Annotated in this window: 23 protein-coding genes; 15 read left to right on the top strand and 8 right to left on the bottom strand. The window is 42.9% G+C overall.

Annotated elements, in window-relative coordinates; translation table 11 throughout:
- Positions 1-376 precede the first annotated feature (376 nt).
- Positions 377-655 carry a hypothetical protein gene (locus AB1401_05995; GenBank protein ID MEW6615001.1) on the top strand — a complete coding sequence of 93 codons (279 nt, stop codon included), beginning with the start codon at positions 377-379 and terminating at the stop codon, positions 653-655.
- Positions 645-1073 (top strand): type II toxin-antitoxin system VapC family toxin, encoded by a 429-nt coding sequence (locus tag AB1401_05990; GenBank protein ID MEW6615000.1) that lies wholly within the window; start codon positions 645-647, stop codon positions 1071-1073. The genes AB1401_05995 and AB1401_05990 overlap by 11 nt, the downstream gene beginning before the upstream one ends.
- 84 nt (positions 1074-1157) lie before the next feature.
- On the opposite strand, the gene AB1401_05985 is transcribed toward AB1401_05990, so the two are convergent.
- The 8 genes from AB1401_05985 to AB1401_05950 all read right to left on the bottom strand — a co-directional run bounded on the left by AB1401_05985 (position 1158) and on the right by AB1401_05950 (position 9427).
- Positions 1158-1586: a type II toxin-antitoxin system VapC family toxin gene (locus AB1401_05985; protein ID MEW6614999.1), complete on the bottom strand. Its 429-nt coding sequence runs from the start codon at positions 1584-1586 to the stop codon at positions 1158-1160.
- Positions 1583-1855 carry a type II toxin-antitoxin system Phd/YefM family antitoxin gene (locus AB1401_05980; protein MEW6614998.1) on the bottom strand — a complete coding sequence of 91 codons (273 nt, stop codon included), beginning with the start codon at positions 1853-1855 and terminating at the stop codon, positions 1583-1585. The genes AB1401_05985 and AB1401_05980 overlap by 4 nt, the downstream gene beginning before the upstream one ends.
- Before the next feature lie 89 nt (positions 1856-1944).
- The gene (gene csm6 / locus AB1401_05975) at positions 1945-3069 is read right to left on the bottom strand and encodes a CRISPR-associated ring nuclease Csm6 (protein ID MEW6614997.1); all 1125 of its coding nucleotides are present in this window, start codon (positions 3067-3069) and stop codon (positions 1945-1947) included.
- Positions 3069-4016, bottom strand: coding sequence for a CRISPR system precrRNA processing endoribonuclease RAMP protein Cas6 (gene cas6, locus AB1401_05970; protein MEW6614996.1), 948 nt, complete (start codon positions 4014-4016; stop codon positions 3069-3071). The genes csm6 and cas6 overlap by 1 nt, the downstream gene beginning before the upstream one ends.
- Before the next feature lie 109 nt (positions 4017-4125).
- The gene (gene gltX / locus AB1401_05965; protein ID MEW6614995.1) at positions 4126-5526 is read right to left on the bottom strand and encodes a glutamate--tRNA ligase; all 1401 of its coding nucleotides are present in this window, start codon (positions 5524-5526) and stop codon (positions 4126-4128) included.
- Positions 5527-5530: 4 nt separating this feature from the next.
- Complete coding sequence (locus AB1401_05960; GenBank protein ID MEW6614994.1) at positions 5531-7456, bottom strand: pyruvate/oxaloacetate carboxyltransferase; 1926 nt, start codon at positions 7454-7456, stop codon at positions 5531-5533.
- Between the two features lie 91 nt (positions 7457-7547).
- On the bottom strand, positions 7548-7742 hold the full coding sequence (locus AB1401_05955; protein MEW6614993.1) for a hypothetical protein: 195 nt from the start codon (positions 7740-7742) through the stop codon (positions 7548-7550).
- 131 nt (positions 7743-7873) lie between these two features.
- Complete coding sequence (locus AB1401_05950) at positions 7874-9427, bottom strand: carboxyl transferase domain-containing protein (protein MEW6614992.1); 1554 nt, start codon at positions 9425-9427, stop codon at positions 7874-7876.
- Positions 9428-9806: 379 nt separating this feature from the next.
- On the opposite strand from AB1401_05950, the gene AB1401_05945 reads away from it, so the two are divergent.
- From AB1401_05945 to AB1401_05885, 13 genes are all read left to right on the top strand, one after another.
- On the top strand, positions 9807-10358 hold the full coding sequence (locus AB1401_05945) for a DUF177 domain-containing protein (GenBank protein ID MEW6614991.1): 552 nt from the start codon (positions 9807-9809) through the stop codon (positions 10356-10358).
- A 37-nt stretch (positions 10359-10395) separates the two neighbouring features.
- Positions 10396-10578: a 50S ribosomal protein L32 gene (rpmF, locus tag AB1401_05940; protein ID MEW6614990.1), complete on the top strand. Its 183-nt coding sequence runs from the start codon at positions 10396-10398 to the stop codon at positions 10576-10578.
- A 13-nt stretch (positions 10579-10591) separates the two neighbouring features.
- Complete coding sequence (gene plsX / locus AB1401_05935; protein ID MEW6614989.1) at positions 10592-11683, top strand: phosphate acyltransferase PlsX; 1092 nt, start codon at positions 10592-10594, stop codon at positions 11681-11683.
- Positions 11684-11696: 13 nt separating this feature from the next.
- A complete protein-coding gene (locus AB1401_05930; protein MEW6614988.1) occupies positions 11697-12863 on the top strand; it encodes an acyl-CoA dehydrogenase family protein in 1167 nt (388 codons plus the stop codon).
- Positions 12864-12874: 11 nt separating this feature from the next.
- The gene (locus AB1401_05925; protein ID MEW6614987.1) at positions 12875-13660 is read left to right on the top strand and encodes an electron transfer flavoprotein subunit beta/FixA family protein; all 786 of its coding nucleotides are present in this window, start codon (positions 12875-12877) and stop codon (positions 13658-13660) included.
- Between the two features lie 103 nt (positions 13661-13763).
- Positions 13764-14954 carry an electron transfer flavoprotein subunit alpha gene (locus tag AB1401_05920; GenBank protein ID MEW6614986.1) on the top strand — a complete coding sequence of 397 codons (1191 nt, stop codon included), beginning with the start codon at positions 13764-13766 and terminating at the stop codon, positions 14952-14954.
- A 9-nt stretch (positions 14955-14963) separates the two neighbouring features.
- Entirely contained in the window at positions 14964-15896 is a 933-nt protein-coding gene (gene fabD / locus AB1401_05915; protein MEW6614985.1) for an ACP S-malonyltransferase, read from the top strand.
- 93 nt (positions 15897-15989) lie between these two features.
- Complete coding sequence (gene fabG, locus AB1401_05910; GenBank protein ID MEW6614984.1) at positions 15990-16730, top strand: 3-oxoacyl-[acyl-carrier-protein] reductase; 741 nt, start codon at positions 15990-15992, stop codon at positions 16728-16730.
- A gap of 63 nt (positions 16731-16793) precedes the next feature.
- The gene (gene acpP, locus AB1401_05905) at positions 16794-17033 is read left to right on the top strand and encodes an acyl carrier protein (GenBank protein ID MEW6614983.1); all 240 of its coding nucleotides are present in this window, start codon (positions 16794-16796) and stop codon (positions 17031-17033) included.
- Positions 17034-17364: 331 nt separating this feature from the next.
- Positions 17365-18606: a beta-ketoacyl-ACP synthase II gene (gene fabF / locus AB1401_05900; GenBank protein ID MEW6614982.1), complete on the top strand. Its 1242-nt coding sequence runs from the start codon at positions 17365-17367 to the stop codon at positions 18604-18606.
- A 4-nt stretch (positions 18607-18610) separates the two neighbouring features.
- On the top strand, positions 18611-19090 hold the full coding sequence (gene rpiB, locus AB1401_05895) for a ribose 5-phosphate isomerase B (protein ID MEW6614981.1): 480 nt from the start codon (positions 18611-18613) through the stop codon (positions 19088-19090).
- Entirely contained in the window at positions 19091-20341 is a 1251-nt protein-coding gene (gene glyA / locus AB1401_05890) for a serine hydroxymethyltransferase (GenBank protein MEW6614980.1), read from the top strand.
- 24 nt (positions 20342-20365) lie between these two features.
- On the top strand, positions 20366-20824 hold the full coding sequence (locus AB1401_05885; protein ID MEW6614979.1) for a cytidine/deoxycytidylate deaminase family protein: 459 nt from the start codon (positions 20366-20368) through the stop codon (positions 20822-20824).
- Positions 20825-20827 lie beyond the last annotated feature (3 nt).

The following is a 20827-nucleotide window of genomic DNA, read 5'->3' as shown; positions in this document are numbered from 1 at the left end:
TCAAAAGAAAAGTTTCCATTATATTTAAAAGAACTCGAATTCCGTTATAATAATAGAAAAGAATCTATCTTTAATCTGATAACAAAATATATCACAAATTTGGTGCCAAATCTTTTATAATCACCAAGAATTATTTATAGCAAGACTCAAAATTTAAACCCTCTAAAACCTTCCCCCCATCACACAGCAACGCACCCAAACTTTTGTCCTGGATTCCCGTTTTCACGAGAATGACAGAATTCATTGTTACCCCCCTTCTTCTGAAGCGTAAATGAGGAAAAACCAAATGATATTCTTGACAAGATAATATCTATTTTGTATTATAACAAAAGTATTCTTTAAAAAAACTATTTTAATTAACCGGAGAAAACTCATTATGCCTACCTATAGTAAGAAAGCCCAGGTGCTGTTTACCGAAGAACAGTTCAATGAGTTGCAAAAGATTGCAAAAAAGGAGCATAAGAAAGTCAGCACCCTTATTCGAGAAGCCGTAGAGGGAGCCTGCCTTGAAAAAGCCCGTGCCCATGATATCCGAAAGGCTGCCAACAGAATACTTACCCTTGCCAAAGAGAATCCTGTTGAAGTTCCTCAAAACTACCAGGACTGGGAAAAGGAATATTCCAGGATAAAAGGCTCTATTTCAGATGACAGATAGACGTTTCTTTCTGGACTCCAATATCCTCATGTATGCCTTTGGCGCAAATCATCCGCTTCAAGCTCCGTGTAAAAGATTGCTTGATCTCATTGGCGAAGGAGAAATACAAGTTGCAACCAATACAGAAGTCCTCCAGGAAATTCTCTACCGCTTCTTTTCCATTCATCGAAAAGACCTTGCCTACCAACTGTATGACTCTATGGTGGTTCTCTGCTGGAGTATATTCCCGGTTACTCTGGCGGATACCAATCGCGCGAAAGAACTTCTCTCGAAAAACAAGGATATAGACGTTCGAGACGCTATTCATATTGCTTGCATGCTGAACAATAATATCGAGACGATCATCTCTGCTGACCACCACTTTGATAAAGTAAAAGAGATTGAGAGGGCTGATCCTCTTGATTTTCCCTTTGACTGATAAGCCAATATGGTTTTATGTATTCTCATATTGCTCATAATAACCTCAATCAAATACCCTATTCAACAACTGCAACGTTGCCGTTTACTCCCAATTTTCCGGCATGCTCTTTGTTAAGTCATGAGAAATGTGATCCGCTTTAATGAGTTTATGGGCGCTCTGGTCAAAAGTGAGCCATGTACCTTTTAGTTCAAAAGCAAGAGCGGCATAACAGGCGTCATATCCGGTTAGTCCCTTTTTAACATAGCGGTTGGCATATCTGGCCAGAGTTTCGGTCATCGGTTGCCTAAAAATACCGTTGTTAAGAATGGGCATCAGACCGTTAATGAAAACATCAGATCCCCGGGGATGGATGCGACAAAGAACAGCATAGACCTCGAAAGGAAATAATTCAGGTACGGCAAAGAATCCAGGGCGGTCGACCATCCTGCGCAGAACGGCTTGGGCATGAGGGTGGCTTTCTTCTTCAAGAAACCATCGTACCGCAACTGAGGCATCTATGACCCATATCATGCTTCATACCCCCTCAATTCCCTCAGTACCTCGATACTGCTCTTAGTCCCCAGTCGGCAAGCCTTTAAACCGCCAATGGTCTCCAATAACATTTTCTTTTTTTCTTCTGTTTGATAATCGAGAAACCTTCGCTGGAACTGTTCAGGGGTAATAAGCACGGCTTGAACTTTTCTCCCTTTACTCACAAGGATAGGTTCTCCTGTCTTTGCCAGCATATCCAGGATCTCTCCCATGTTGTTTCGTAACTTGAGCGCGTTTACCTCTTTCATAAGACACCCCCCCTTTTTATAAATACGTTAAGAGGAATTATAGGAAAATATGCTATACATGTCAAGTGTATATATGTGTATTCACATACTCATAATATGATCCGAATCTTATCCCTATCGATACCTATTCCATACCTTGTTTCACCCTTCTTGCCGACAGATTCGATGGCTATCTCCGGGAGGGCATATAAACCAAACCCTTTTTGTAAATCCTCCCGAATCTTGGTTTTGTAAGACCGCAGGTTTTCTTTGTTTAGGCTAAGTATTCCTGTATCGCTCATTTCAACGAATTCACGGTTGCCTGAGACCTTCCTGTAAATCTCGGTGATTCGACCCTGTTGGTTAAATACTTGCTGTATATCCAGGAAACAGTCTGTGCAATCCCTGCAAGATGTCTGCCCTTTTTTGCACCCCTTCTTCTGCATTGCAAACAAGGCATAGAGGGCAAGCCTTGCCGGCATCATGTCTATTTCGAGGTTCTTGTAGGCGATTTTGGAGTTTGGAAGGTCAACCGTCAGTGTGTAGGGTCTTTCTTTAACGAGAGAGAGCAACAGGGTTGAGGGGTCTTTTGGCTCAAGAAGCAGATCTTCAGAAATCTGTTCTCTTATTGAAACAAAAGGGATGGGGACGAGAGTGATTTTTGCGTATTTTGTCTCTTTAGCATAGGGCTGACCGTCTTTATCCCGGAGTTCAATGGGAATGGACTTTTGGGGAGGATAATAGAAATCTCTGTTACTTTCAAACTCTGGTGATACCAGCACGTGGTAAACTCTGTCCTGATGCCGACCATAGAGCTGAGCCGCAAGCATAAGGCAGGCGCTCATGGTCTTTCTGCCTCCGGCTATGGAGAAGAAAACAGAGGTGTTCAGATTGTTTGTAAACCTGAAGGTCAATTCCAGGCATTTCTTGAGAAGCCATTCATTTTCTTCCTCATCAGTAATGTCGTCTATCTCTATCCCATTTTGGTTTCTTATAGTATGAACATTGTCAAAGCCGAAATCTATCGATATGGAATTAATGTCATATTCGTTAAGGTACTGATAGTATCTTCCGTCTCTGGGGGATAAAAGATCGGCGTTGATTTTTTCTTTACCCTGTCTGGTTGTAATCACATGGACGGCATCTATCTTCCTTCTCTGTTGATGTATGGCAAAGAGGGTCTCGGTAATTACCTGGGGGCTCAAACCAACAACGGCTAAGAGTATGTTTTTCATTAGTATATCCCTGTAATTTCAATTTTTCCCAAGCCGAACGAGGTCTGTTTGCCTATATGAACCTTCTCACAAAACCTGACAAAGGGCATGAATTCGGTGAGGTCTCCTGAATAACTCACCTCACCAACGATGCCGCCCATGAGCATGGATTGATCCTGCTTGTTGGAATACCGCTCCCAGTCAAACCATCTCAGGGACGAATTTACAGTTTCAACGGTTTTTGCCCTATCAACAATACCTCTGTAATCAAGAGAGGGTTCTCCGCTCCCATAGTAATTCTGAAGGGAGTATACCCTCCGCAACATAGCCCGGGTCAGGATGTGAAAAGGTAGGTCTGCCTCAAGTCTGTTCTGAAATTTGAGACGGAGGGGTGTTTTAAGGGAAATGTCTATACGGTGGACATTTGCAAGATCATCGGGCATGAAGTTTTCGATTTGAAGTTCTTCGGTACATTTATCTGTGGTAATCTTCCCTGTTTCTCCTGAGTATGCGAGTTTGCCATTGCATATGACCTTTTTTAGGAGAAACCGGGCTCTTTTCCCGTCGATCTTTTTTCCGATGCCGAGCTTGCCCATCTGTTCAAAGGCATATATAAAATATGGCAAATAGTCATTCGCCTTGCCGAAAAGGAGCAGGAAGAAGTCAAAAGGCTCTCCTTCTTTGAATGAGATTCTTTTGGTATCAGAAGGCTCAATCACATAAGGGTGGGGTGGTGATGCGACTCTCTTTCGATCGCCGGGTTCATCTCTTGCGGCAGGTGTCTCAAAGACGAAAGAGTAAACGCATTTTTCCCGTAAGAGGCAATCTTTACAATCCTGTTTTCTTAAAGCACAGACAACCTTTTTTAGTGCTATGCCAAAAACACCACGAAATGAGGACCCTTTGTAAGGGGGAAGGATGGCATTGTCCTCGAAGACACTGGAAAAAAGGTATTTTCCATAGAGCATAAGCTTCCCTCAGTTAATGATCGGTCATAAACATGAGATATATTAGCTTAAACTCAGAAAATAAACCATTGCAATGTTGCAGGAAATGTTGGCAGGGTATTTCTCAGTATTACGAAGCCATAAATTCTACCGCCTTTTTAAGCCTGTCTATGACTTTTTCTTTCCCAAGTATCTCAACTACCTCATATATCCCCGGGCTTGCAGTTGATCCGGTCAGGGAAACTCTTACAGGCTGGGCTATTTTCCCAAGCTTTATGTCTTTTTGAGAGGATACTTCTTTGAGTACCTCCTCAATTGCTTGCTGGTTGAAGGTCTGTAATTGGTTAAGCCTCTTAATCAGAATCTGAAATATCTCTACTGTATCCGGTGTCAAAAACTTTTCAGCCGCTTTCTTATTATACTCAATCCCTTCCTTGAAGAAGAACTCCGAATCCTCTGCCATTTCAACTAATGTCTTGCTTCTTTCTTTGAAAGCAAGGGTTATCTTTTGCAAAACTTCGTTATTTTCGACTGGGTAGCCTCTTTTTTTTATAAAAGGAATCAATAACTCTGCCAGATTTTCAGGATTCTCCTCTTTTATGTAATGGGCATTGAGCCATAACAGTTTCTCGGGGTTAAATACCCCGGCAGATTTCCCTACATTATCCAGAGAGAATTTTTCTATTAATTCATCTCTGGAGAGTATCTCCTGGTCCCCATATGACCAGCCCAGCCTGACCAGATAGTTCATCACAGCCTGGGGGAGATACCCAAGCTCTTTGTAAGCCATAACTGATGTGGCACCGTGCCGTTTGCTCAAACGCGTTTTGTCAGTTCCCAATATCATAGGAACATGAGCGAATTGTGGCAGAGAAGATTCAAGTGCCTGATACAACAAGATTTGTTTAGGGGTGTTGTTGAGGTGGTCGTCTCCCCTTATAACATGGGTAATCCCCATTGTTATGTCATCTACGACTACAGTGAAATTATAGGTTGGGTATCCATCAGACCTCTGAATTATAAGATCATCCAGTTCTGAGTTCTCAAACCGCACTTCACCTTTTATTGCATCATTGACTACGGTTGTTCCTTCTATTGGGGCTTTGAATCTGACAGCATGGGGTTTCCCTGATTCAGGTTTATCCAGCCCCCTACATTTGCCATCATATTTGGGTTTTTTGCCTTCTGCCAGAGCCAGTTTCCTCTTTTCCTCAAGCTCCTGGGGTGTGCAGCAGCAGTAATATGCCTTACCCTTTTTAATTAGTTTTTCGATATATTCCCTGTAGATACTGAAACGTTCTGTCTGAAGGTAGGGACCTTCATCCCAATTCAACCCCAGCCATTCCATTCCGTCATAGATAGCCCGGATAGATTCTTCGGTTGAGCGGGCCCGATCGGTATCTTCTATCCTTAGAATGAATTTGCCTTGAAAATGTCGGGCAAAGAGCCAGTTAAAAAGGGCTGTCCTTGCACCACCGATATGCAAATATCCTGTAGGACTTGGTGCAAACCTTGTTCGAACTTCCGGCATCTTTTTATCCAATCACCGCCAGGATTTGATTCTTATTTACAGAATCTCCCTTTTTGAAGTTTATGGACTTGACAGTTCCGTTCACCGGTGATGTCAGGGCATTCTCCATCTTCATTGCCTCAAAGAGAACCACTAAATCTCCGCTCTTTACCTTATCCCCTACATTAACTTTATAATCTATTACCATTCCTGGCATAGGGGCAACAATGGCGGTTTCGCCTTCAGCAACAGCCATGGGTGTCTTTGGAGTCTCTTCTTTCTTTTCTGGTTTTGGTGTTGCAGCTGGCTGCGAAGGAACCTGTTTCGAGGGAGATGGTGAATAAGCAGTAACAATAGGAGAGCCACCAACTTCTTCCACCTGTACCTCATAATATTCATCCTCTACAAAGACGTTGTATGTACGCAGTCCAGGTCCTTTTTCAGGAACGGACTTTTCTGGCTTTTCAATGAGTTTACCTGCCCTTGCCTTTGCAATAAGTTCCTCTTCCCTCTTAACCTCTTCCAGTGTTTTGGGTTTTACCTCTGGAGGCGGTTCTTCCAGCCCGTACTTCCACCTTAAGAACCTCATGCCGGTAGTTGGGTAAAGGGCGTAAATCAAAACATCTCCTGTGTCTTTCGCAATACCTTTAGTTGCCTCTTTAGCCTTTTCAAGCTCTGGTTCAATTATATCTGCTGCCCTGCAGGTTATGGGTTTTTCTCCCCTTTCATAACCCACCAGGATCAGCTTCTGTACCTTTTTATCCATAGGCACAGGGGTTTTACCATAGAGACCGTAGGCATAATCCTTTACCTCTCTGGTAATCATCTTGTAGCGGCCAAAGAGTACATTCTGAACAGCCTGGATACCAACTATCTGACTGGTAGGGGTAACCAGAGGAGGGTATCCCATGTCTTTTCTCGTTCTCGGTAATTCCTCATAAACCTCGTCTATTCTATCAAGGGCTTCTGCCTGTTTTAGCTGGGAGACCAGATTGGTGGTCATGCCACCTGGTATCTGATGTAATAGTACCCCCGTGTCTATCACTGACATCTTGGTAAGGTCAAGGAAGCCTCTGTATTTGGGGGCGATGGATTCAATGTGCTGCCCCATTTTGAAGAGATGGGTCAGATCCAGGCCGGTATCTCTGGGAGTACCCTGGAGGGCCACCACTATAGGTTCAACCGCAGGTTGAGAAGACCTTAGGGCAAATGGCGCCAAAGAGCAATCTACAATATCCACCCCCGCCTCAATGGCTTTTAGATATGCCATAGATGCCATACCGCTTGTATAATGTGTATGAAGCTGGATGGGGATGTCGATATTCTCCTTAAGTGCCTTTATCAATTCATAGGCATCATATGGGGATATTAATCCTGCCATATCTTTTATACAAAGGGTATCAGCCCCCATATCCTGCAGGGTCTTTGCTTTATTAACAAAATACTCGATATTGAAGACAGGTCCTCCCAGTCTTCTTTCCGTCAGAGAGTAGCAGATAGTAGCCTGAATATGTTTCTTACACTCCTTAATGGCTGCGAAGGATGTTTCAAAATTACGTTCATCGTTTAATGCATCAAATACCCTGAAGATGTCGATTCCAACTTCAGCAGCCTTGTGGACGAAGGCAGTAACCACGTCATCTGCGTAATTACGGTATCCTACCAGGTTCTGCCCCCTTAAGAGCATTTGCAATGGGGTGTTAGGCATATGCCTTTTCAATATTCGTACTCTTTCCCATGGATCTTCGTTCAGAAATCGGGTACATACATCAAAAGTTGCTCCCCCCCAGACCTCCATGGAAAAAAAGCCTGCCTTATCCATCTCTTCTGCTATTGGAAGCATGTCTTCTGTTCTCATTCGGGTGGCTAAACTGGATTGATGACCATCTCTAAAAGTAGTATCTGCAATTTTAACTGGATTCCTTCTCTCCTTTTTTCCTTTTGGTGGCATATTTTTTATCTCCTTCTTAGATTTGCAAGAATTGAAAGGTATCTCCTCCTTTATCTGGATCCCACAGAATTATAAATTAAATAAAAACCTTTTATTTATGGAATATTCTACACTGGAGTAAGTTTCTCATCTGCATTATCGCCTGTCTGCCAAAAAGCCCCCACACATTGGATGAAGCTTGAAAAGAGGTGGTTGTGGATCTTATAGCAGAAGTCTCTTCTTCCTCCTTTCGATAGGCTGATACGGCTGCTGAAATGGCTGCCATCTTTTTTCTTTCAATTTCCATTAGAGTTGTCTCCTTCTGGAATTCAGACGTTAGACATCAGAATTATATTCACCCTCACCCCAACCCTCTCCCATCGAGAGAGAGGGAGTTTCGACTTTTTACGAGTCCATCAAGGTCTGGTGGTCAACGATTTATACAGGAATATTGCCATGCTTCTTTGGAGGACGGGTCTCTCTCTTGGTAGACAATGCCTCCAGTGCACTGATTATCTTTATGCGCGATTCGCTGGGGATAATCACTGCATCAATGTAACCCCTTGCAGCGGCGATATAGGGATTGGCAAAAAGATTACGGTATTCTTGAATCTTCTCCTCTAACTTTGCTTTTGGATCCGCTGCCTCTTTTATCTCCTTCCTGTGGATAATATTCGCTGCTCCTTCAGCACCCATTACAGCTATCTCTGCAGTAGGCCAGGCTAATACGTAATCTCCTCCCAGATGTCTGCTGCACATGGCTACGTATGAACCCCCATAAGCCTTTCGTGTTATAAGAGTGATTTTGGGTACAGTCGCCTCCGAATAGCACCAGAGAAGTTTTGCCCCATGCCGGATTATCCCAGTCCATTCCTGGGCAGTACCAGGCAAATAACCGGGCACGTCCATTATTGTTAAGAGAGGTATATTGAATGCATCACAGAAGCGAATAAAACGGGTGGCTTTGTCCGAAGCATTTACATCCAGACACCCCGCCAAAAAATTAGGCTGATCAGCTATAATACCAACTACCCTCCCGTTTAGACGTGCGAAGCATGTAATGATATTCTTTGCATAATGTTCATGAGGTTCAAAGTACTTACCGTCATCCACAATAGCGCCGATTACTTTTTTTATGTCATATACCTGCCTTGGATTGTCAGGTATTATTGTGTCCAGCTCTGGTGAAATACGCCCGGGATCATCCCGGGGTTCTATAAATGGGGGGTCTTCCATGTTATTTGAGGGAAGATAGGTCAGGAGTTCTTTTATCATTTCTATAGCTTCAGCATCACTCTCACAGGCAAAATGGGCAACACCACTTTTAGAACTATGAGTCATTGCCCCACCTAATGCTTCGGGTGTGACTTCTTCGCCTGTAACCGTTTTAATGACATCCGGTCCGGTAATAAACATATAACTGCTCTTTTTGGTCATAAATATCCAGTCGGTCATGGCAGGGGAATAGACGGCTCCTCCAGCAGTAGGCCCCATGATGGCAGATATCTGAGGGATAACCCCTGAGGCACATGAATTACGATAAAAGATCTCTCCATAGCTGCTAAGGGCATCAACCCCTTCCTGGATTCGGGCTCCACCTGAGTCATTGAACCCAACTATAGGGGATCCAGCTTTGAGTGCCATATCCATAACCTTGGCTATCTTTTTTCCGTGGTATTCGCCCAGGGTTCCACCCATAGAGGTAAAGTCCTGGGAAAATGCGAAGACCCCTCTTCCGTTTACCGTTCCAAAACCAGTAATTACGCCTTCACCTGGTACAAAGGTATCTCCCATGTCGAAATCCTTGCACCGATGACGAACAAACATGTCTGTTTCCTGGAAGCTGCCAGAATCAAAGAGTAGTTCCAATCTTTCTCTGGCCGTTAGTTTGCCAGACTTATGCTGTTTTTCAACCTTTTCCCCTCCTCCCATTTCCCTTTCTTTGGCTATCTTATCCTTTAATTCATTAATCTTATCTTCCACATAACCCATATGCTTTCTCCTCTTTACAAGCTTTATTCAGTCTGTACAACTCTGGGTAATAATACTATTTCCATCTCATGCCTGCGAAAGCAGTAATCCAGAAAACTAAAAACACAAAGCTCGACTAGTATAAACCGGCAACTGTTTTCTATTGCAGAAAAGCTACCCATGCACAATTTCTTTGGCTATCAGGGTTCAATTTGAGTGCTATCCAATAACATACAGGCTCTTTACTGTCAAGAGTTTTTGTTTAGAAACAGAGTTTAGATGGGTATCATGCTTAAAGGTGGGGAGGATTTTTCTTGACAAAAAAAATGTTTATATATATTAATTACTTTTCCTATGCTTAAGCAGCATAGGTGGATAAAAACCAAGGTAGGTTTCTAATTTGATATTAAATATTGAAGACATACCCATCAGTGGTTTAGATATAAAACAGACCCTGGATCAGGATTGGCTGAAAGATACCCTACGAGACATTAGAGAGACGGGAGAGTGTAGGTTTTCTGCACCAATTTCATTTGATCTAAAGGTTACCAGATCAGGCAGAAATGTATTTGTACATGGCAATATTAGTACAAACTTTGTGATGAAATGTAGCAGATGCCTGAAAGACTTTGATTGTCCTATAATAATCAGTAATTTCAAATACACCTTTTGCCCGGCAGAAGACAAAGAAGTTGGTGACGATTTAGAACTTAGCAGTGAAGACCTGGAATTTAGTTTTTACATTGGGGAGGAGATCAACATCTCTCAGGTGATTCTTGAACAGGTAATACTTGCGATTCCTTTCAAACCCCTGTGTCATGACTTATGCCGTGGCCTCTGCTATAAATGTGGAATGGATTTGAACAAAGAGGTATGCAAATGTTCGAAGGAGAATAAATTCAATATTGGATTTTCGAAACTCCGAGATTTGAAGGTTGAAAGCATAAAGTAAGATATGTTAAGAAAAGAGCTACTAAGGAGATTAATCAATGGCTTTACCAAAAAGAAGACACTCCAAATCACGAAGGGATAAGCGCAGGACGCATCAAAAATTATCCTTACCTCAAGTGGTACTCTGCCCTCAGTGCAACGAACCCAAGCTTCCTCACCGCGTTTGTCTTAGTTGTGGTACCTATAAAGGCAAGACCGTATTGGAAGTGAAAGAAATCTAATCAGGGAGAATTCATGAAGATAGCAGTAGATGCTATGGGGGGTGATTATGCGCCCGAAGTACCTGTAGAGGGAGCAATCCTCGCAGCAAGGGAGTTTAACACCAATGTTGTTTTAGTGGGCAATAAAGAGGTAATTCAAAGAGAACTCCTGAAGCATAACACTAAAGGCTTGCCCCTGGCAGTCAAACACGCATCCCAGGTTATAGGGATGGGAGAGTCTCCTTCTGAAGGGCTTAGAAAGAAAAAAGACTCCTCCATAAGGGTTGCCTTTGAGTTAATAAAAAGTGGAGAAGCCCAGGGATTAGTCAGCGCAGGAAACTCTGGTGCTGTTCTGGCAACAGCTATCTATGTTCTGAAAAAACTTGAGGGAGTTGATCGGCCAGCAATTGCAGCCCTTTTGCCCACACTGAAGGGCGTTTCTGTCTTATTAGATGGTGGTGCCAATGTGGTTTGTAAATCCTCCCATTTAGTGCAGTTCGGCATTATGGGAAATGTTTATGCCAGGTATGTCTTGAGCAAGCAAGACCCAAAGGTTGGATTGCTAAGCAATGGGGAAGAAGATAGTAAGGGGAACGACGTGACCCGGGATGCCCATGTTGTTTTAAAAAATAGTTTTATTAACTATATAGGTTATGTAGAAGGCATGAATGTTTATGATGGAAGTGTTGATGTGGTAGTATGTGACGGATTTGTGGGGAATATAACCTTAAAGATAAGTGAAGGATTAGTTTACGCATTAGGCAATGCATTTAAAACGGAGATGAACAATGGTTTCCGTTCAAAGTTGGCTTACTTTTTAGCTAAGAAGTCATTAAATAATATAAAAAAGAGATTCGATTATTCAGAGTACGGAGGAGCCCCTCTTTTGGGTATAGATGGTATAGGTATAATTAGCCACGGCAATTCATCTGCCAAGGCAATAAAAAATGCGATCCAGATGGCTACCCGCTTTGTTTCTAGTAGGGTTAATCCTCATATAATAGAGGACATTAAGAGAAACCAGGAATTACACAAATCGGCCAAGATGCCCCCTGTCAAGATTTGGGAACAGATTAGGGATAAGATAATTCATGTTGAAGAAAAATGGAAGGATAAATTAAGATAATTAGGAGTTATTTATGGATTATTTTTTGACAGAAAACCAGATTATGATAAAAGAACTGGCCAGGCAGATTGCAGACCAGAGGATTATGCCTGTTAGGGCTCAGCTCGATGAGAAGGAGGAGTTTCCGTGGGAGATTATTAAGGTTCTGGCAGACTCTGATCTAATGGGGCTGTGTTACCCTGAGAAATATGGAGGGCTTGGGGGGGGGACATTTGAGAACTGTTTGGCTGTAGAAGAAATAAGCAGGGCATGTATTGGTGTCTCTGTATGCTATGCCGGCAGTGGGCTTGGGGCATATCCAATCCTTCTATTTGGTTCGGAAGACCAGAAAAAGAAATACATACCAGATGTAGCTAATGGAAGGAAATTGGCGGCTTTTGGCTTAACTGAGGCTAATGCCGGAAGCGACGCTTCTGGAATTCAAACCACGGCTGTATTGGATGGAGATGAGTATATTATAAATGGTACAAAGCAATGGATCACTGGTGGAGGCGAAGCCGAAATATATACAGTAATAGTTATGACCGATAAGAACAGGGGAAGTCGGGGGGCAAGTGCTCTTATCGTAGAAAAAGGGATTCCTGGGTTTACTTTTGGAAAGAAGGAAAAGAAGATGGGCATCAGGGCATCTGCCACAACAGAATTGATCTTCTCAAACTGTCGGGTGCCTAAAGATAATTTAATTGGAAGAGAAGGGATGGGCTTTATTGTAGCTATGAGGGTTCTGGACAGGACAAGGCCAGGGATCGGAGCTCAAGCCATCGGACTCTGTCAGGGAGCCCTGGATGCAGCAGTTACATATGCCCGGGAAAGGAGACAGTTTGGGAAACCGATTATCTCTTTTCAGGCTGTTCAGCATATTTTGGCTGATATGGCTACCCAGACAGAGGCTGCCAGGGCACTGGTTTATTCTGCCTGTAGATTTATTGACAGCGGTGCAAAAGATATATCTAAGGTATCTGCCATGGCTAAGGTCTTTTCCAGCGATGTTGCTATGAAGGTTACCGTAGATGCTGTTCAGGTTTTAGGTGGATATGGTTATATGAGGGATTATCCGGTGGAAAAGATGATGCGGGATGCAAAGATCCTTCAGATATATGAAGGAACCAACCAGATTCAGCGTAATGTGATAGGTCAGGAACTGATCAAGGAATATGCAGGGAAGAAAGAAAAAAAATAAGAGAGTTTACAGTGAATATAGTTGTATGCATAAAGCAGGTTCCAGAAACAACAAGCGTCAAGATCAATAAAGATACTAACACGCTTATAAGGGAAGGGGTGAAGAGCATTATTAACCCCTTTGACATGTATGCTATTGAAGAGGGGTTAAGGATAAAAGAAAAGTTTGGCGGAAGAGTTAGCGCTGTTAGTATGGGACCTCCCCAGGCAGAGGAGGCTTTGAGAGAGGCAGTTTCTTATGGAGTTGACGATGCTTTTTTGCTGAGCGATCGGGCATTTGCCGGAGCTGATACCCTGGCTACCTCTCGTACATTAGCCAAGGGCATAAAGAAGATTGGGAATTTTGATCTTATTATTTGTGGTAAACAGGCTATCGATGGAGATACTGCTCAGGTAGGGCCTGGTATTGCTGAGAAGCTGGCCATACCTTTTGTTGCTTTTGTCAGGAAGATAAGAGAGATTAATAATCGCTCTATTAAAGTGGAGAGGATGATGGACGATGGATATGATGTCCTGGAAATAACTCTCCCCGCCCTGATAACGGTGGTAAAAGAGATTAATGAGCCGAGGATGCCTTCGTTAAGAGGGAAGATGAAGGCAAAGAGCATTGACATCCCTACATTGAGGCTGGCGGATATAGAGATTGGTGAGGACAAAGTTGGGCTTAAAGGGTCTGCTACTCAGGTAATAAAGGTATTTACTCCAAAACGGGGTGGCAGGAGAGAGGTACTGGGAGGTTCAGTACAAACTCAGGTAGACTTGTTGATTAACAGGCTGAATGATTTAAAGGTAATATAGGACAGTAGGGGCAAAGGCTATTCTCGCCCCTGCGTAGCACCGACACTGAACTTGTTTCATACTGATCCACAGGATATTGAGGAATTGCGGTTAAAGGAATATCATGGATATCAAAGTCGATATTGAGTTATGTACAGGATGTGGAATCTGTGAAGAGGCATGTCCTTTTGGGGCTATCAGGATTGAGGATGATGTGGCATCTATAGATGAGAGGTGTAATCTATGTGGTGCCTGCGTTGATGTTTGCAATTTCGAAGCTATTTCGATACAAAGGTTAAGAAAAACAGGTAGGGAGAGTAACGACTATAAAGGGGTGTGGGTATTTGCCGAACAAAGAAATGGCAAGATAGCCAGTGTTGTTTTGGAACTTCTGGGAGAAGGGAGGAAGCTGGCTGATAAACTGGGAGTCGATCTTTGTGCTGTCTTCTTTGGTGACAGTGTTGAAATGCAGACCAATGAATTGATATACTATGGTGCCGATAAGGTATATGTTGTAGATGCCCCAATCCTCCGGGACTTTAATGATGAGATTTACAGTAAGGTTTTGGTTGATTTGATTAATGAATACAAACCGGAGATAGTGCTCTCCGGGGCTACTGCTGTTGGGAGGTCTTTCATCCCCGAGGTTTCTGCCAGGTTGGAAACCGGTCTGACGGCAGATTGTACTGCTCTGGATATAGATACTGAAAGGAGAATCCTGCTCCAGACCCGTCCTGCCTTTGGAGGGAATATTATGGCCACCATTATTTGTCCTGATGAACGCCCTCAAATGGCTACTGTTCGCCACAAGGTTATGAAGAAGTCGCTGTATGATACGAATCGAAAAGGAGAAGTGATTAAAAAGGGTATCGATGGTTATGGTCTGAATCTCCGCACAAAGGTTCTTGAAGTGGTGGAAGAGATTGGAGAGACGATAAATATAGCTGAGGCTGATGTAATTGTCTCCGGGGGGAGAGGGCTTCAGGAGCCGAAGAACTTTAAGCTTATTGAAGAATTGGCAAAAATTCTGGGCGGTGCTGTAGGTGCCTCCAGGGGTGCTGTTGATGCTGGCTGGATACCTTACTCACACCAGGTTGGGCAAACCGGAAAGACGGTTTGCCCCAAGCTGTATATTGCATGTGGAATATCAGGAGCGGTTCAGCATTTAGTCGGCATGCAGTCATCCGATGTTATTGTGGCTATTAATATAGATAAAGATGCCCCCATTTTTGATGTGGCTACTTTTGGTGTTGTTGGAGACGTCTTTGAGGTTGTTCCTGCACTCATTAAAAGATTTAACGAGCTGAGAGGATAGGAATTACCCATGGTTAAATCAGCATTTATATTTCCCGGGCAGGGTTCTCAGTATCTTGGTATGGGAAAGGAACTCTATGATAATTTCACAGTAGTAAGGGAGACTTTTGAAGAGGCGAATGATTCTTTAGGCATGGACATAAAAAAAATCTGTTTCGAAGACCCTAATGGTGAAATAGGGTTGACAGTTAATACTCAGCCTGCTGTATTGACAGCCAGTATTGCTGCACTCCGGGTCTTGAACCAGGAAACGGATGTACAGCCATGCCTTGTTGCCGGGCATAGCTTAGGGGAATACAGTTCTCTGGTTGCAGCTAAATCGTTGAATTTTTATGATGCTGTAAGGATAGTCCAACAAAGGGGAAGGTTTATGCAAGAGGCAGTACCGGTAGGTACTGGAACTATGGCAGCTATCATAGGGATGCAGGAAGAAGCTGTGGAAAAGATTTGTGCTGAGATAACAGAAGAAGGGAGTCTGGTCTCTCCGGCCAACTACAACAGCCAGGATCAAATTGTTGTCTCTGGGGAGATTACGGCGGTTCAAAATGCCATTGATTTAGCTAAAGAAAGAGGTGCCAAGAGAGTTGTTGTTTTAAATGTCAGTGCCCCTTTTCACTGTAGTCTTATGAAACCGGCTATGGAAAGGCTCGCAGCTGAACTGGAGAAGCTTTCTTTTAATGACATTCAAACCCCTGTGATTTCAAATGTTGAGGCAGACATAAATACTTCTAAAGAAAGGGTTAAAGAGCTCTTAACAAAGCAGGTATGTAATCCGGTGAAGTGGGTTCAGTCCATGAAAAGAATGATTAAAGAAGACGTAAATATGGTTATTGAAGTTGGCCCTGGTAAGGTTCTGTCAGGATTAATGAGGAAGATTAGTGACAAGGTAAGGATACGGAATGTAGAAGATATTAAAAGTTTAAAGAGGGTTCAGGAAGGCTAAAGAGCGGAGAAGAGATGGGGGAGTACCTTTCAACAGCGCACTTAAGTGCGCTGTTGGTCAAGAAGACTAGAGAGGGAATGAAGGAGTTAGTATATGGACTTAAAAGGCAAGGTAGCATTAATAACCGGGTCTGCTCAGGGTATTGGGAGGGCAATTGGTATCCTGTTGGCAAGGAAGGGAGCGGACATTGTAGTCTCTGACCTTAATTCTGAAGAGGCACAGAAAGTCGCAAAAGAGATTGAAAAGATAGGAAGGAGATGCCTTGTTACAATAACCAATGTGGCTGATTTTAAAGAGGCCGAGCAGATGATAAATAAGACAATCGAGGAGCTAGGCCGTATTGATATCCTGGTGAATAATGCCGGGATAGTTAGAGACAGTCTTCTTTTGAGAATGAAAGAAGAGAGTTGGGACCAGGTTTTGAATGTGAACCTGAAGGGTACCTTTAACTGCACAAGGGCAGCAGTCAGGTTTATGGTAAAACAGAGAAGTGGAAAGATTGTAAATATTGCATCCATTTCAGGGGAAATGGGAAATATTGGTCAGGCAAACTATTCCGCTTCCAAGGCAGGGGTAATTGGTTTTACAAAAACTGCAGCAAGAGAGTTTGCCTCAAGAGGTATAAACGTTAATGCTGTTGCCCCTGGTTTTATTGATACACTTATGACCCAGTCTTTACCAGATGATATTAGAGAAAACCTGAAAAAACAGATTCCTGTTGAGAGGTTAGGGACGCCTGAAGATATAGCTGAAGCTGTTTACTTTCTTGTCTCCGATGCATCAAGTTATATTACTGGTCAAGTAATCAATGTTAATGGGGGTTTGTATATGTAGGATTGTGGTAATTTTCTACGTTAAATAAGGAAAAGAATAATTTTTATAGGAGGTATAAAGTTAATGGGAAAAGAATCTGTTGAGGCAAAAATTAAGGCTATCATAGCCGAACAACTTGGAATAGATGAAGATGAGGTTGTTAACGAGGCGTCTTTTATTGACGATTTGGGTGCGGATTCATTGGATTTGGTTGAATTAATAATGGCTCTTGAGGAGGAATTTGGTCAAGAGATATCCGATGAAGAAGCAGAAAACATTCAAACTGTTCAAGAAGCTATTGATTATATTTCTGAACATCTATAATTATGGAGATATTTTATTAGGATCATCTCCAAAAAAGTTGGTGAAATCATGAGGATTCAAGGGGTCAAGGATTCAAGGATTCGAGGGGAATCATAAAATCCTTTCCACCAACTAAATGGGAGAAGACCTTTTATTAGGATTATAAGATAGGTTAAGAGGAGAGGTTAAGAGGCAGGAGTCATCTGCCTCTGGCGGAAGAATATCCGCCTCTGGCAGACCATTCTCCACCTCTGGTCCGCCTCTGACGGATTGCGAGGCAGCTATACTTGAGAGTTATTATTTTACCAGTTCGGTGTTGCAAAAACTCTTTCAACTTTTTGGAGGTGCTACCTTGAAGAGGAGGGTTGTAGTGACGGGTTTGGGGGCAGTGACTCCTTTAGGGATTGGGGTAGAAAAAACATGGAAGGCATTAGTTGAAGGGAAGTCAGGGATTGGTGAGATTTCTCGCTTTGATACAACTAATTTCCAAACAAAGATCGCAGGTGAAGTAAAGGATTTTGATCCGGAAGACTTCTTGGATAAGAGGCAGGTAAGAAGGATGGATTCCTTTGTCCATTATTGCATGGCGTCAACCATAATGGCAATTGAAGATTCAGGACTTAAGGTTACAGATCAAAATGCTGAAAGAATTGGGGTTATTATCGGGACAGGGCTGGGTGGTTTACCAACCTTAGAGAAGAACCATACCATGCTACTGGAAGGGGGGCCTAAAAAGATATCCCCTTTATTTATACCCATGATGATTGCCAATATTGCTCCAGGGCAGATAGCTATTTATTTTGGGATTAAGGGACCTAATACCTGTGTTGTTACTGCCTGTGCAGCCGGTTCTCATGCTATCGGGGATTCATTTAAACTAATACAGCGGGGAGACGCAGATGTTATGATTACCGGAGGGACAGAGGCAACCATAACCCCTTTGAATATTGGTGGCTTTAATGCGATGAAGGCTATTTCTACGCATAATGATGAGCCTGAAAAAGCCAGTCGTCCCTTTGATAATAACAGAGACGGTTTTGTTCCGGCAGAAGGTGCAGGAACGATTATTTTAGAAGAGTTGGAACTGGCACTTAAGAGGGGAGCCAATATCTATGGTGAAATTATTGGTTACGGATTAACCAGTGATGCCTTTCATATAACCGCCCCTGACCCTCAGGGAGGTGGGGCAGCCCGATGTATGAAGATGGCACTCCTTGATGCCAATATACCACCCAATAAAGTGGATTATATCAATGCTCATGGTACTTCTACACCACTGAATGATACTATTGAAACCATTGCCATAAAGACCGTCTTTAATGAATACAGTAAAAAGATTCCTGTAAGTTCCACTAAATCGATGACTGGCCATTTGCTGGGTGCAGCAGGTGGGGTTGAGGCAATCTTTACAATTCTGACAATTCGTGATGGAATTATTCCGCCTACTATAAACTATGAGACTCCCGACCCTGATTGCGATCTGGATTATGTCCCGAATATAGCGAGAAAGGCTGATGTTAAGATAGCTATTTCTAATTCCTTTGGTTTTGGCGGGACCAATGCTACGCTGGTCTTTAAGAAGTATAATGGTTAAAAAGATGAAAATAATTATTGGATCTGACCATGGAGGTTTTGAATTAAAAGAGCTTATAAAACAATCCTTATCTAAAGATATGAAGATAGACTTTTATGATGTTGGTACATTCAGCAGTGAATCTGTGGATTACCCTGCCTTTGGCAGTATAGTTGCCCAGAAGGTACAAAGGGGAGAATTCGAAAGGGGAATTCTTGTCTGTGGAACCGGGATTGGTATGTCCATAGTTGCGAACAGGTTTCCGAAGGTACGGGCTGCCCTGTGTCATGATGCATATACCGCAAGAATGAGCAGAGAGCACAATGATTCAAATATCCTTATTATTGGAGGAAGGGTTACAGGTAAAGATGTTGCCATGGAAATAGTTAAAGTGTGGCTTACCAGTGAATTTCAAGGAGGAAGACACCAGCAAAGATTGGAAAAGATAGCCGATATAGAGAAAGCCATTTGTAATTCTCAATCTACTATGCCTGCGGAGAAATAGATGTCGATTTTAAGAGAGGCGGATCCAGAGATTGCAGAAGTCATTCGATTGGAGACGAAAAGACAGGCATACAGGCTGGAGTTAATCGCTTCTGAAAATTTTGTAAGTGAGGCAGTATTAGAAGCCCAGGGCAGTATTCTGACCAACAAATATGCGGAAGGATACCCTAAAAAGAGATACTACGGAGGATGTGAATTTGTAGATAGCGTTGAAAACCTGGCTATAACCAGAGGTAAAGAGTTATTTAGCGCTGATCACGTTAATGTTCAGCCTCACTCTGGGACACAGGCTAACATGGCTGTTTATTTCTCTGTACTAAGCCCCGGAGATACCATCATGGGAATGAGCATGACCCATGGCGGACATCTTACCCATGGCAGTCCTGCTAGTTTTTCTGGTAAACTGTATAATGTAATTACATACGGGGTGACCAGAGATACCCAGAGGATTGATTATGATAGAGTAGAAAGATTAGCCAAAGATAGTAGACCGAAGTTAATTGTGGTAGGAGCCAGTTCCTATCCCAGAATCATCGATTTCCACCACTTCCGAAGGATTGCCGATGAAGTAGGGGCATACCTTATGGTGGATATGGCTCATATCGCGGGATTAATTGCAGGCGGGTTGCATCCCAGCCCTGTGCCCCATGCTGAGTTCATTACATCTACCACCCACAAAACGCTGAGAGGTCCCAGAGGGGGATTGATTTTATGTCAAAAGGAATTTGCCAGGGTTATAGACAGCCTCGTATTCCCTGGAATACAGGGTGGCCCTCTTATGCACATCATTGCTGCAAAGGCAGTTGCATTTAAAGAGGCACTTTCACCAGAATTCAAGGATTATCAGAAACAGATAGTAACTAATGCTTCCACCTTAGCCGCGGAACTCCAAAAACGAGGCTACGAGCTGGTAACCGGTGGGACAGACACCCATCTTTTGCTTGTAAATCTGAGTAAGACTGATCTTACAGGTAAGGTTGCACAAGAGGCATTAGACGAGGCAGGTATTACAGTAAACAAAAATGAAATCCCTTTCGATAGCAGGGGGCCAGTTATTACCAGTGGCATAAGGATTGGGGCATCGGCGGTAACCACCAGAGGCATGAAAGAATCTGAGATGAAGGTGATTGCTGATTTTATATCACAGGTTCTCAGTGATGTGAGTAATAGATCTAACCTGAAAAGGGTTAAGGATATGGTTTTTGATCTATGTAAGGGATTTCCCATATACCAGGGTAGGCTAATAGAGTAAACAAATCCGCTGGAGTTTTTCTGGATGTCAAGACCAAGCTGGGAAGAATATTTTATGGATATAACCTTTTTGGTAGCAAAACGGGCAACATGCCGCAGGCGCCAGGTAGGGGCTATTCTGGTGAAGGATAAAAGGATACTGTCAACAGGGTATAATGGGGCGCCAATGGGACTTGCCCACTGTTTGGATATTGGATGTTTAAGGGAGCAGAACAATATCCCCTCTGGTGAAAGGCATGAGTTATGCAGAGGTTTGCATGCAGAGCAAAATGCTATAATTCAGGCGGCATATCATGGTGTGAATGTCAATGATTCAATATTGTTCTGTACCAATCTTCCATGTATTATCTGTCTTAAGATGGTAATCAATGCAGGGATTAAGAAGATTGTCTACAGGGATGGTTATGCTGACGAACTATCTTACGACATGATAAAGGAATCTGGGATTGAATTGGTAGAATACAGAGCTGAAAAGAAGATTTGAGGT

The organism is Thermodesulfobacteriota bacterium (assembly GCA_040757775.1).
Lineage (GTDB): Bacteria > Desulfobacterota > UBA8473 > UBA8473 > UBA8473 > UBA8473.
This window is presented reverse-complemented; position numbering and strand designations above follow the sequence as displayed.